The organism is Novimethylophilus sp., assembly GCF_036504375.1.
Classification (GTDB): Bacteria; Pseudomonadota; Gammaproteobacteria; order Burkholderiales; family Methylophilaceae; genus Novimethylophilus.
The window spans coordinates 61994-74510 of sequence record NZ_DASXVH010000050.1 but is presented as its reverse complement, the minus strand read 5'-3'; the positions used below and the strand labels follow the sequence as shown (position 1 = coordinate 74510).

Below are 12517 nucleotides of genomic sequence, written 5' to 3'. Positions count from 1 at the left end.
TTCGCACCACGCCCAGCAGAAAAAGGAAATGGGCCTGCAAGGCGTCAGCGTGGCTTACAACCCCAATTACGTGGTATCGATGGAAGTCGACCGCCAGGGACAGGTATGGGCAGGCACCTGGGGCGGCGGCCTGTCGCGTTTCGACGGTTCGCGCTGGACTGTCTACACCACCGCCGAAGGCTTGCCCGGCAACCACGTATTCATGCTCCACCTGGACGACAAAGGCCAGCTATGGGCAGGCACCAACAACGGACTGGCCTTGTGGCAGAACGGCAAGTTCAAGGTCAAGACTACCGCCGATGGGCTATACGCCAACAATGTGTTCTCAATGGCCACCACGCCCACAGGCGACCAATGGATCGGCAGTTACGGCGGCGTTACCCATTTGCGGCCGTCCGAATGATATTGCAGCTCCCTGGGAGAAACTCGTGAAACGGATGACATTTTTTGCTGCGTTGCTGACCATCGCCGCGACCGCAGCAGCGGAAACCACGATGGTGCCCACACTCGACCAGGAGGGACGGCGTGGCGACATCGCACGGCTGGCCAAGGAAAAAGCCATGGCCAAGTTCGACGGCGCCGATACGAACAAGGACGGCAAACTGTCCAGGGAAGAAGTCGCCAAAGCCTTCCCCTATATGTCGCAGAATTTTGACAAGCTTGATACCGACAAGGACGGATTTCTGAGCTGGGAAGAATACGTCGGCCACAACCGCTGGCCGAAGAAATAAAGTCGATCGCCGCCGCACGCGCCCTGCTCGCCTTCCACACTTTAACTGTAGCGCATCCCCTATATCTCCTACAGCCGCTTCGGCCAGGCTTACCGTAGGCATCGATTGTAGCTCTTTTCCTTGCCTTCGGCCCTTCGCCCGTTCTGTGGAACGGATATTGCATTTATGCAATACTGTTATTATAAAAAAGAGACATAGAACTCGCATATTCCCATGGGATAAGCGCTCAAAAGACCTTTACCCAAAATAACAACCATGAAGGAATAAAAATTCAGACGCAGCAGATTCCCAGTAGTGGGAAATCCCAACTTAAATTTGAGATTACCGCGAGCCAGCCCGGTTGCCGTACCAAGCCTTGCTGGTTTATTCAATCTCGTTCATTCAGGATATATTCGATGAGAAACCCAATACTTACGCGGCACGTCCTGTCGGCAATCGGCGCAGCCGCCCTCGTAATCGCCACTTCAGCCCAGGCGGCGGATGCAACCGAGGCCGGCCGCATCGCCGAGCTTGAAAAAAAGCTGGAACGCAGCCTGCGCCTGATTGAGGATCTATCCAGCAAGCTCGACAAGCTGGAACAGGCCAATGCTGCTCCCAAGGAGACAGGCAACTCGCAGCAGGCAGCAAAAGTCGAGGAACTTGAAAAACAGGTGGGGCAACTCACCGCCGGCATGGGAACACGCTCCGAAGACACCGGCCTGCCCGTCCACGGGTTTGGCGATGTTGGGTTCGCCCGCAGCGCGGAAGATCATATCAACCAGGCCTCCGGCAAACGCATCGAAGGGGCCAAGGGTTTCACGGTGGGCTCTTTCGATCTATACCTGACGCCGCAATTCGGCGACCGCGTCAAGGCGTTGGTCGAACTCAATTTCGAGGTCAACCGCGAAGGCTCGGTAGGTACCGACCTGGAACGCCTGCAAGTCGGCTATACGTTCAACGATGCCCTCACCGCATGGGTGGGCCGCTTCCATACCCCTTACGGTTACTGGAACACCGCCTTCCATCACGGCTCCCAGATTCAGACCTCCATCAGCCGCCCACTCTTCCTGGACTTCGAGGATTCCGGCGGCATTCTGCCGGCGCACACTACGGGCGCATGGCTGACTGGCAGCATGCCGGTGGCAGGAGACAAGGTTTCTTACGATTTATATGTCGGCAATGCCCCGCGCATTCAGGATGTGACCGCTGGGCTCGCCGCCGGACGGTATGGCGATGGCGCACTTGATATGAAAATGGCAGGCAACACCTCCTATACCTCCTCGCTCGGGTTCAACCTGGGCTACAGCCCGTCTCGCATCGACGGCCTGAAAGTCGGCATCCACGGCCTGCGCGCCCGCGTAGGGGCCGACGACACCAATGGCGCCCTGCTCGACACCACCCGCATGCAAACGCTGGGAGCATATGGTGCATACAGCGGCGAGCGTCTGGAGCTATTGGCCGAGTACTACCATTTCTGGAACAAAGACCTGACCGGCGCCACCGGCACCCACGACAGTTCGGCCTGGTACGCGCAAGCCGGTTACAACATCGGCGCCTGGACGCCTTACGGCCGCCTGGAAAAAACCGATCTCGACCAGAAGGACAACTATTTCCTGCATCAGGCCAGCGGCCGCTCCTACAAGAAGGCCGTGCTGGGTCTGCGCTATGACGTGGATGCCAAATCCGCCGTCAAGATCGAGCTGGCGACAACACGCAAATCCAATATCGGCATACCCGGCACCAATATTGATGATCAGTTCGGCGAAGTCCGCGCTCAATATGCGATCCGCTTCTAATTAAAGCCTTAAGGACTCAATCATCATGAAGAAATTACTGTTGACCTTGTGTTTAACGCTTAGCCCGCTTGCAGCGCAGGCCGGGGATATTTTTGTCATCGCGGGCGCCGGAACCCAACTTGCCGGCGGCGACATCCGCGATGTGTTCGTCGGCGAAAAGCAGTTCGCCGGACCGACAAAATTGATACCCCTCGACAATGCTGCCGCGCAGGACGCCTTTCTCGAAAAAGTTGTGAAAATGGACAAGCAGAAATACACCTCCACCTGGACGAAAAAATCCTTCCGCGACGGGCTCAACCAGCCTGCGGTCAAGTCCAGCGACCTGGAGGTGGTGGAGTTCGTCAAAAAAACTCCCGGTGCGGTAGGTTATGTGACATCGCAACCTGCCGGTGTGACTGTGATCCAAAAATTCTGACGCAAGTTGCGTATGCCGGATTGCGCCTGCAAGATGCAATTAAAGACTAATCAAGCAAGAATTAGCCGGCAATTATTATAAGCAGCATCGGAGGTCTATATGACAATGCCTACTTTGAGTATCCGCTCCCGGTTGATCGGTATCCAGATTTTCATGGGTTTGGGGCTGGTGGTTTTCGGTACGCTGGGCATGATCGGCATGTACCAGAGCAACGCCGCCCTGGAACAAAGCCAGAAGCATTATTTCGAGCCCTCGCTCAAAATCGGCCGCATCATGCTGCTGATGTCCGACAACCGCACCCAGCTGATGTTCGGCTTGCAGCACAATCCGGAAAGCGCGATCGCCAAGCTCCATGACCATCCACTTTTGCAGCATCTGGAGGCGATCGCCAAGAACCTGGACCGAATCAACGGCCTGTGGTCGCAAACTTCTGCCGTTGAAATGACGGTGGAGGAGAAAGACTTGGCGGCGAAATACGAGACGGCCAACAAGCGCTTCATCGACGAAGGCCTGCAACCCTCGATCACCGCCCTCAACGCCGGCGATTACGCGCAGGCCACGAGTATCCTGCTCCTGAAAATGCCCAAGCTCTACAGCGATGCCGACAATGCCGCGCAGGACTTGCTCGAAACATATCTGGACGGAGCCTCGCAGACCTATGAACTCAAGAAGCGGCAATATGTACTGATGCGCAACTTTTCCATCGGCGCGATCACTTTCGGCCTGCTGCTCGCATTCGTTTTCGGCTATCTGCTGATCCGCTCGATCGTGCGGCCGCTGGACAGCATGGTGCTGCAACTCGAAGAAATCGCCGCCGGCAATCTCGACTCGCAAAACGCGGTTGTCACCACGGACGAAATCGGCAAGGTCGCGGCCGGCGTGGAGCATTTGCAGAGCAGCCTCAGGGAAATGATCGACGCCGTCACCGAGGCCGCGAAAACCGTCAGCGAGCGCGCCGAAAAGCTCAACGCCAAGGTCACGCAGGTCAATGCAGGATCGCAGCACCAGCAGGACATGGTTTCCAGCATCAGCGCCGCGATGCAGCAGATGGCCAGTTCCATCCATGAAGTCGCCGGACATGCGCAGGGGGCCGCGAAACTGGCCGAAGAAGAGATGGCTTTCGTCAACAACGGCAGCGCGAACATGGAGCGCAGCGTAACGGTATCCAACCAAGCCATCATGTCGGTGGCCGCCTCCAACCAGACGATGAAAGAGCTGAGCGAACGTATCGCCGAAATTGGCAAGATTACGGGAGTGATCCAGGGCATTGCCGACCAGACTAATCTGCTGGCCTTGAATGCGGCCATCGAGGCTGCCCGCGCGGGCGAACAGGGCCGGGGATTTGCCGTGGTTGCCGACGAGGTTCGCACCTTGGCCGAACGCACCACGCAGAGCACCCATGCCATCAACAACATGGTGCAGGAAGTACGCAATGCCACCGAAACGGCAACTGCGGCAATGGAAAAGGCCACCGATGATGTTGCCGCCGGCGCCAAATTCGTCGAGCAGACGGGGCAGAATTTCGCCCAGATCCGCATCTCGGCGCAACGCGTCACCGGCGTATCGGACGACATCGCGCTGGCGACGCAGGAACAGTCGACCGCGGCCGAGGGCATCGCCCAGAGCGTCGAGCAGATTTCCATTTTCATTGCCGAAAATGGCGATGCGGTAGCCGATGTTTCGGCAATTTCCTCGGCGCTGGACGAAATGGCGCGGCAGCTGAACGTGATCGTTGCTTCCTTCCATTCCGGCGAGACTACCGCATAATACAGACTAGGTTTTTTCAGGAATACTCGATGAAATCGGCAGCGTTATTGACAGCCCTCATGCTTTTTTTCAGTGCCGCATCCCATGCAGCCCAGCTGGATGATGCGATACAAGCCTATGACAAAGGCAATTATGTGCTGGCCGTGCAATTGCTCGCGCCATTGGCCAAAAACGGCGATGCCGCGGCCCAGCTGCGACTGGGAATGCTAAACTACTATGGCCGGGGCATGAAGGAAAACGAGCCGACGGCGATGGAGCTATGGGAGAAAAGCGCCGCGCAGGGCAACACCGAAGCGATGTTCCAGCTGGGTAAAGCCTATACTTTCGGCTCGCAGATCGCCAAAAACATCGCCGACCCCGATGTCGAAGCAGCGAAATGGTATTACAAGGCCGCCAGCGCCGGCCATGCCGAAGCGCAATTCAGCCTGGGCCTGATGTTCCTGGTTGGCAAAGGAGTGGTAGAAGACCGCGCCGAAGCATTGCGCTGGATCCGGCTGGCGGCTGACCATGGCCAAGCCGAAGCCAGGCGCTTCCTCGCCGGCAGCAAATAGAAAGCATGCGCAGACACAACGCTGCGCTGCGTGCATTGCCGTCGAGGCTGACCGCCCTCGGTACGGCCCGCTAATTATGCATTCTTATGTGCTTTCAGCTCAAGCGCGCCTTCGATTTCCCTGATTACTCCGGCATCCGCCCAATCTCTTGCCCCAGCGACCACGCCGGCGACCACGCGGTCGCGCCTCAGCAGATAAGTCATCGGTAACGCGGCGACTTGCAACTGCATCCTGGAGAAGTGCTGTTCGCGATCCGACAGCAGCGGGAAAGTGAGGCGGTAGCGCAGCTGGAATTCCTTGACCAGGTTCAGGTCGTCGTCGACACTGATGCCGACCACCTGCAAATCCTCGGACCGGTACTGCGTGCTCAACCGCTGCAAGCTGGGCATTTCGCGGCGGCATGGCTCGCACCAGGTCGCCCAGAAATTGACGATCAGCGCCGGGCCCGGAGGAATCGAAGTGCTGCGGCCATCCAGGTCCGGCAACGTTATCGGCGGGAATCGATCGCCCTCGGCTATAGGCCGGGAACCTTCATTGCGGCATGCGGGCAGCGCGGCAAAAGCCAGCGCCCCCGCCGCCAGTTGAAGGAATTTTCGTCTCTGCGTATTCGTCAATGAAGCTTAGAGCCTATTTCAGTAGTAAACGAATGTGCGTCGGCCGTGCATTGCGCGCAGGGCTAGGCGCGAGTTGCGAAGTTTGGTTATTCCAAATGAGCAGCGAGCAACAACGCCATGCGCGCAATACACGGCTGACCCGGAGGGTATGAACACAAAACGGCGTCTGCGGCGTTGCGCCGCTAGCCAATGAAACAACCATTGGCTGCGCGGCGCGCCTTGCATCCATCCCTTTTGTGTTCATACGCATCTTTCGTTTACTACTGAAATAGGCTCTTAATTCACCGTCGAGTTGATCGTCACCCGCAGATTCTTGGCGCCGATGTTAGCCTCTGTCGAGTACCCTTCCAGGTCGCCTGGGCTGGGCATCGCGTTACCGGTTTTGGAAATACGCGCGCCCACGACAACCTGAGATACCGAGGATAGGTTGAAGGAAGGCGCCATCGCCATGCTGTCGTCCAGAGTGAAGCTGATCGGCAAATCTTTCACCGTCTTGCGCATGATCGCCAGCGGCGGCCCGCGCTTGGCTCCCGGTGCGCGGGCGAAGATGAATACCGTGTCACTGTCCGCCACCTTGCCCTTCAGTTGCGGGTCAAGCTGCACCGTACCGCTGACCGTGGCTTGCACCGCGCCTTCCGGCGCCTGGTTCTGCCGGGGTGCCTCGCTGGCGGCCTGGCCCGCCTGCGCCGGCAAGCCAGCCAAGCGCTGCACTTCCTTGACGCTGGCCGCGACCGAGCTCGCGATCGGGGAATCGGGCGGCACCAGTTCGAGTATCCGCTGCCAGTACTTCAGCGCGCCTTGGTAATTCTTACGCTCGTAGTCTAACGTGCCGGCCAGCGCCAATGCCTTGAGGTTGTGCGGGTCCGCTTTCAGCGCCTGCTGGATAATTTTTTCCGGCTCGCCCTGCAGGTTGCGGCCATTGGTCATCGCCAGGGTATCGGCATAGTCCGCCAGCAATTGCGCATTGCCCGGCTGCAGTTCGATCGCACGCGCATAGGCCGCGCTGGATTCCTCGAAGCGCTGTAACGCCGCGTAGGAACGCGCCAGCACCGACCAGCCGTCGGCATCGTTGGGCTGCTTCTCCAGCCTTTGCTCCAGGCGCGCGACCATAGCCTGGATCTGCTCCGGCGAAGTGGCATGCGCCGGGCCGTTTTCGGCCGATCCAGCCTGGGGATCGCTAGCCTTGGAGTCCAGCCCGTGGGGATTGCCCAGCACCAGATACAGCGAAACCGCCAGCAGCGGTACCGCCAGCGCCACTGCGATTGCCGGCCATTGACTGTTCCACGGTTTGGCGGCGCTTGCCGGCACGGTTTCGCTGGCAAGCTTGGCATCCTCGATGACGCGCCCTTCCAGGTCGCCTTTGGCATTGCGATACTGGGTTTCGTCAAGGGTTCCGGCCGCCAGTTCGGCATCCAGTTCGCGCAACTGATCGCGGTAAACCGACAGGTTGACCTCGGACGGAGTAGCCGACGCCTGCGGTATCCTGTGGCCGATCAATGGCGGCAGCACGAATAGCAGCGCGGCGGAAACCAGCAGTCCTGCGACGATCCAGAAAGTTATCATGCCTGTTCCTCTTGTTCATTAGTGGTCAGCAGTTCCGCCACGCGCTGGCGCTCCTCGACGCTGGGCTGCGGCCTCTGCGCCAGGATTCTGCGGCGTTGACGCAGCTTGATGATCAGCACGCCCAGCCCGAGCACCAGCAACAGCGCCGGGCCGAACCACAGCAGCCAGGTGGTGGCCTTGACCGGCGGCCGGTACAGCACGAAATCGCCGTAGCGCGCCACCAGGTAATCCACCACCTCCTTATCCGACTGCCCCCGGCGCAATTTTTCCCGGATCTGGTTCTTGAGATCGATCGCCAGGTCGGCGTGGGAATCCGCCAGCGACTGGTTCTGGCATACCAGACACCGTAATTCCTCCGCCAGCGCGCTTACGCGTTTCTCCAGCGCGGGGTCATCCGCGGCCGGAGCCGCCTCATTCGCCTGGGCCAACAACGGCATCGCGACGGCAAACAACACCACCAATACCCATTTATACATTATCCAATCCCTTTTATCTCAGCGCGCAGCGGTCAATGCCGCCCCGGCCGGAACCATGTCCGGCTGGCGGCGCTGCGCGGTATTCAGCCGGTAGCGCCGGTCGCTCGCCGCCAGCAGGCCGCCCAGCGCCATCAGCAAGGTCCCGCCCCAGATCCAGGCGATCATGGGCTTATACTGGATGCGCACGATCCATTCGTTTTCGCTGACCGGCTCGCCCAATGCCACGTACAGATCGCGGAACAGGTTGGAATCGACCGACGACTCCGTCATCGGCATGCGCTGCACGGTATAAATGCGCTTCTCCGGAGCAAGCGTCGTCACGCTGCCGTTCTTGCTCACCTCCAGCGTGCCGCGCGCGGCGATATAATTCGGCCCCTTCAGTTCGCGCACGCCGAGGAAGCGGAAAGCGTAGCCGCTGACATGGGCGGTATCGCCCACTTGCATGCGCACTTCGCTGGTGGTCTCGAATCCCCGGACCAGGGTCACCCCGAGGATGAACACGCCTATCCCGGCGTGGGCGAACAGCATGCCCCAGGTGGAGCGCGACATCGAGCTCAGCTTGGTCCAATCCACTGCGCCATTGCCGTTGCGCAAACGCGTGATCAGATAGGCAATACTGGTGAGGATGGCCCAGGTGCCCAACGATATGCCGGCGACGATGGGCGCCGACCAGTGGCCGAACAGATAGGGAATGGCCAGCCCGAGCACGATGCTGAATACGGCCCAGCCCCACAGCCTCTTGGCGATTTCGGCAACGCTGGCCTCTTTCCAGCGCGCGAACGGCCCGGCGCCCAGCAGGAAAGCGACGATCATCATCAGCGGCGCGAATACCGCCTCGAAATACGGCGGGCCGACGGATATCTTGCCAAGGCCCAGCGCATCCAGGAACAACGGATAGAGCGTACCCAGCATCACCGCGCCGGCGGCCACGGTGAGCAGCACATTGTTCACCAGCAGCAGCGATTCGCGCGACACCAGTTCGAAGCCGCCGCCCAGGCCGACCTTGGATGCGCGCCAGGCGAACAGGATAAGCGAGCCGCCGATCACCACGCACAGGAAGGTCAGGATGAAAATGCCGCGGCGGGGATCGGTGGCAAACGCATGCACCGAGGTCAGCACGCCGGAACGCACCAGGAAGGTGCCCAGCAAGCTCAAGGAAAACGCGCAGATCGCCAGCAGCACCGTCCAGTTCTTGAAGCTGCCGCGCTTTTCCGTGCCTGCGAGCGAATGGATCAGCGCGGTGCCCACCAGCCATGGCATGAAGGAGGCGTTCTCGACCGGGTCCCAGAACCACCAGCCGCCCCAGCCCAGTTCGTTATACGACCACCAACTGCCAACCGCGATGCCCAGCGTGAGGAACATCCAGGCCACGGTGGTCCAGGGACGCGACCAGCGCGCCCAGGTGGCGTCCAGCCGTCCGCCGATCAGCGCAGCAATGGCAAAGGCAAACGCCACCGAGAAGCCGACATAGCCCATGTACAGCAGCGGCGGATGCACCACCATGCCGGGGTCCTGCAGCAGCGGGTTGAGGTCGCGGCCGTCGATCGCGCCGGGCAGCAGCCGTTCGAAAGGATTCGAGGTGATCAGGATGAATGCGAGAAAACCGATGCTGACCATGCCCATCACCGACAGCACGCGCGCCACCACTTCTTCCGGCAGACGGCGGCTGAAAACGCTCACCGCCAGCGTCCACAGCGCCAGTATCGTCACCCACAGCAGCATCGAGCCTTCATGGCCACCCCAAACCGCACCTATGCGGTAATAGAACGGCAGCATCGAGTTGGAGTTGTTGGCAACGTACAGCACCGAAAAGTCATTGGAAACGAAGGCATAGGCCAGGCTGAGAAAGGCGATCGCAACGAACACGAACTGCGCCTGCGCCGCGGGCCTGGCGACGGCCATCAGCCGGGCGTCGCCGCGCAGGCTGCCGAGCAAGGGGAATGTGCTTTGCACCAAGGCCAGCACAATCGCAAGAATAAGAGAGAAATGACCAATTTCGGGAATCACGTGCTGCCTCCTAAATCACAGGTACTGTCATGCCGCGTCGGGCGATAAGCAGCGTTACTGCGGGGAAATCGAACCATCGTCGGGTTTGTATTTGTCGGAACTACGGTTTCATCAAGCGATGCAAGCTCAAATCGATGTGCCGCGCCGAATTAATCTAGCAATGAGCATGCCATTGCATTCGACCTCGCTCGCAGCGCGACGTTCGCCTGCGCGGCTTGCAATCCCGAAAAAGCCGCATGCTCAGGGCGAAGGCTGAGTCGGTTGGCTGCCCGGCGTTTCATTCCTGGCTTTTTTCAATGCTTCCTGCCACTCCCATATCGCCGCTTCTGCCTTGCGCCGATACTGGTCGCCGGCGGGTGCCAGATGCAGGTAAGTCCGCATCGCACCTATTGCCCCCGGCAGGTCGTGCATGCCTTCCAGCGCCTCGGCCAGGCCGTAATAGGCATTGACCTGGTCGCGCCGCAGCGCGGTCGCGCCCTCGAAAAAATCCCGCGCGGCCTCGTAGCGCTGCAGTCCGATCAGCGCGTAGCCCATGTTGACATGAGCCTCCGGCATCTCGGGCTCCAGTTCGATGACGCGGTGGAATGCGGTGATCGCATCGTCGTAGCGTTTGGCATGGAGCATCACTACCCCTTGCCGGAAACGCTCCCTGACCTCGGCGGCAATTTTCTGGCGGGAATGCAAAGCATTGAGTGCGCCGGTTGAAGGCGACACCGACAGTCTGCGGTTAAAATCGGCCAGGATCAGGCCACCCAGGATCGGCAGCAGCACCGCGAGCATCAGCATGCGTACCCCGACATTCATACGCCACGCCTGATTCATACTAGACAGTTCCATAAGCGCCTGCCATCGCGGCGCCGAATCCTGCAACCGGAGGCATAAAATTCTCAGAGTTGGATATCATCTCATCGAATAAGAGCAAGGTCTATACCTGGCGTTGCGTATTCCGCGATTAGGGTTGTGATCGTTGCACGGCTCGCTTACGGCCACAGGCAAGGTAGTGGTACTTGGTGGTCTTGCGACCGTGCTCGCAGTGCCTATGGCCTATTTGTATGATCTGGTACTGCTGATGCCGGCGGCAGCCTGACCGTGGGTCGATATGCAGGAGAGCGCCGGGAACGGGCGTTGTTGATAGCTGCGCCCGGCATTCAGCGCGACGCGCCAAGCATCGCCGCTTTGCTCGGCCTCGCGCTATACCGTTACCGTGCGGCGCTGCATTCACCGCCGGCAATTACAGACAAGGCGGGCAGGAATGCGCATGATGTCCACTCTCGGGCCGTGCCGCTTGCCGACGGTCCAGCCACAAACAGCGCACGATATTGAAGACGAACAGCGCCGCGCCGACGATGGCCAGCAGGCCGCCGACGCCGGCCAGCCCCATCGCCGCAAGGTGGGCCGGCGACTGCGCAGCCAACTCTGCCGGCAAAGTCTTGCGCGGCATGCCCAACGATCCCGACCAGGCCAGCGCACCGGCCAAGATCAGCAAGCCGGTGCCGTAAACCACCGGCTGCCAGCGCACCAGGCGGCCGGGCATGAGCCCGAGCCCGAAAGCCGGCAGCAGACGGTAGCCCAGCGCCATATAGGCCAGCGTCACCGCGCCGACGGTGCCGTGATAATGCGCCGGCACCATCGTCGATTCGCCGCGGATGGCCGCGCCCAACACGCAGCCGAGCACGAACAGCAGCAGCGACAGCAGCAGCGGCGCGCTCTCCGCCCTCTCCCATACCGCACGTCCGCCGCGCGCCAGCTTCGCTAGCAGGAAAGCGGCCAGCACAGCCGCCGCCGGCCATACCCCGCAAGCCATCAGCAGGGTGAACGCATGGCGGAATTCCGGGCTGGCCAGCGGATGCAGCACGAAAATTGCCGGGGCGGCAAGCAGCGGCGCCGCAGTCAGCGCCAGCAGGCCCAGCAGCCAGCGCCGGGGCGCCGCCGCAGCACCGAACACCCGCTCGCCCAGCACGCTCCAGGCTGTCATCAGCAGCAGCACATGCACGAACTGGAGCAAGTGCCCCGGCGCCCAGGCGGCCATTTCGAACTGCCCGGGACTGTGCGGCAATCCACCGGCGAACAATGCAGCCAGCAGCGCCGCCAATGCCATCGCCGCGGCGGCGATGGACAGCATGACTCCCATCCGCCAGACGTCGGGTACCGACCGCAGGCTGCCCGGCAAGCCTCGCACCGCGGCGACGCCGCATAGCGCGATCCCCGCGACGAAACCGGTGAGCCCCGCAAGAAACACCCGGCCGTCGAGCACCGGCACGTAGTTCGCCAGCACCGGCGCTTGCATCCCGAGAAAAAGCGCGGCTACCATGGCAGCGGCTCCGGCGGTGCTCAAGGTCAGCGCCACCCGCCCCAGACGGTTCGCCCGCTCCGGCAGCAAGGACCAAAGCCCGGCGGCGCAGGCCAGGAACCACACCACCACGGCCAAGTTGACGTGCATCACCAGCGCTTCGCGGAACAGCGCGCGGGGTGCGGCGAAGCGGTCGAGCAAGCCGGAGCGCGCCGCCACCAGCATCACTGCGCACAGCGTAGAGATCGCCAGCGCCGAGAGCGCCAGCAGCCACCAGCCCGCGGCCAATCGCCGCGCGCCGCGGTGCCGGTGCAGCGCTTCATCCATG

At 60.9% G+C, this 12517-nt stretch carries 12 protein-coding genes; 6 read left to right on the top strand and 6 right to left on the bottom strand.

What is annotated here, in order from left to right; translation table 11 throughout:
* From VGK14_RS08225 to VGK14_RS08200, 6 genes are all read left to right on the top strand, one after another.
* Window positions 1–403 (top strand): two-component regulator propeller domain-containing protein (locus VGK14_RS08225; RefSeq protein ID WP_331508520.1); only part of this gene is annotated, 403 nt, incomplete at its 5' end.
* A 34-nt stretch (window positions 404–437) separates the two neighbouring features.
* The gene (locus VGK14_RS08220; RefSeq protein WP_331508524.1) at window positions 438–731 is read left to right on the top strand and encodes an EF-hand domain-containing protein; all 294 of its coding nucleotides are present in this window, start codon (window positions 438–440) and stop codon (window positions 729–731) included.
* A 395-nt stretch (window positions 732–1126) separates the two neighbouring features.
* Entirely contained in the window at window positions 1127–2506 is a 1380-nt protein-coding gene (locus VGK14_RS08215) for a hypothetical protein (protein WP_331508519.1), read from the top strand.
* Window positions 2507–2531: 25 nt separating this feature from the next.
* Window positions 2532–2921 (top strand): hypothetical protein, encoded by a 390-nt coding sequence (locus tag VGK14_RS08210; RefSeq protein WP_331508518.1) that lies wholly within the window; start codon window positions 2532–2534, stop codon window positions 2919–2921.
* A 99-nt stretch (window positions 2922–3020) separates the two neighbouring features.
* Window positions 3021–4688 (top strand): methyl-accepting chemotaxis protein, encoded by a 1668-nt coding sequence (locus VGK14_RS08205; RefSeq protein WP_331508517.1) that lies wholly within the window; start codon window positions 3021–3023, stop codon window positions 4686–4688.
* A gap of 59 nt (window positions 4689–4747) precedes the next feature.
* On the top strand, window positions 4748–5239 hold the full coding sequence (locus VGK14_RS08200) for a tetratricopeptide repeat protein (RefSeq protein WP_331508516.1): 492 nt from the start codon (window positions 4748–4750) through the stop codon (window positions 5237–5239).
* Window positions 5240–5313: 74 nt separating this feature from the next.
* Here the strand turns inward: VGK14_RS08200 and VGK14_RS08195 are convergent, their stop codons facing one another.
* The 6 genes from VGK14_RS08195 to VGK14_RS08170 form a co-directional block, all read right to left on the bottom strand.
* The gene (locus VGK14_RS08195; protein WP_331508515.1) at window positions 5314–5853 is read right to left on the bottom strand and encodes a TlpA disulfide reductase family protein; all 540 of its coding nucleotides are present in this window, start codon (window positions 5851–5853) and stop codon (window positions 5314–5316) included.
* 276 nt (window positions 5854–6129) lie between these two features.
* Window positions 6130–7416, bottom strand: coding sequence for a c-type cytochrome biogenesis protein CcmI (ccmI, locus tag VGK14_RS08190; RefSeq protein ID WP_331508514.1), 1287 nt, complete (start codon window positions 7414–7416; stop codon window positions 6130–6132).
* Complete coding sequence (locus VGK14_RS08185; RefSeq protein ID WP_331508513.1) at window positions 7413–7892, bottom strand: cytochrome c-type biogenesis protein; 480 nt, start codon at window positions 7890–7892, stop codon at window positions 7413–7415. The genes ccmI and VGK14_RS08185 overlap by 4 nt, the downstream gene beginning before the upstream one ends.
* A gap of 18 nt (window positions 7893–7910) precedes the next feature.
* Window positions 7911–9899, bottom strand: coding sequence for a heme lyase CcmF/NrfE family subunit (locus VGK14_RS08180; protein ID WP_331508512.1), 1989 nt, complete (start codon window positions 9897–9899; stop codon window positions 7911–7913).
* Window positions 9900–10139: 240 nt separating this feature from the next.
* Window positions 10140–10736, bottom strand: coding sequence for a tetratricopeptide repeat protein (locus VGK14_RS08175; RefSeq protein WP_331508511.1), 597 nt, complete (start codon window positions 10734–10736; stop codon window positions 10140–10142).
* 394 nt (window positions 10737–11130) lie between these two features.
* Window positions 11131–12516, bottom strand: coding sequence for a cbb3-type cytochrome c oxidase subunit I (locus VGK14_RS08170; protein ID WP_331508510.1), 1386 nt, complete (start codon window positions 12514–12516; stop codon window positions 11131–11133).
* Window position 12517 lies beyond the last annotated feature (1 nt).

What these genes read in the sequence shown, in the direction of transcription:
- VGK14_RS08220 (WP_331508524.1), top strand. Translation starts at nt 438, where the DNA reads ATGACATTTTTTGCTGCGTTGCTGACCATCGCCGCGACCGCAGCAGCG.
- VGK14_RS08215 (WP_331508519.1), top strand. Translation starts at nt 1,127, where the DNA reads ATGAGAAACCCAATACTTACGCGGCACGTCCTGTCGGCAATCGGCGCA.
- VGK14_RS08210 (WP_331508518.1), top strand. Translation starts at nt 2,532, where the DNA reads ATGAAGAAATTACTGTTGACCTTGTGTTTAACGCTTAGCCCGCTTGCA.
- VGK14_RS08205 (WP_331508517.1), top strand. Translation starts at nt 3,021, where the DNA reads ATGACAATGCCTACTTTGAGTATCCGCTCCCGGTTGATCGGTATCCAG.
- VGK14_RS08200 (WP_331508516.1), top strand. Translation starts at nt 4,748, where the DNA reads ATGCTTTTTTTCAGTGCCGCATCCCATGCAGCCCAGCTGGATGATGCG.
- ccmI (WP_331508514.1), bottom strand. Translation starts at nt 7,416, where the DNA reads ATGATAACTTTCTGGATCGTCGCAGGACTGCTGGTTTCCGCCGCGCTG.
- VGK14_RS08185 (WP_331508513.1), bottom strand. Translation starts at nt 7,892, where the DNA reads ATGTATAAATGGGTATTGGTGGTGTTGTTTGCCGTCGCGATGCCGTTG.
- VGK14_RS08175 (WP_331508511.1), bottom strand. Translation starts at nt 10,736, where the DNA reads ATGGAACTGTCTAGTATGAATCAGGCGTGGCGTATGAATGTCGGGGTA.
- VGK14_RS08170 (WP_331508510.1), bottom strand. Translation starts at nt 12,516, where the DNA reads ATGGATGAAGCGCTGCACCGGCACCGCGGCGCGCGGCGATTGGCCGCG.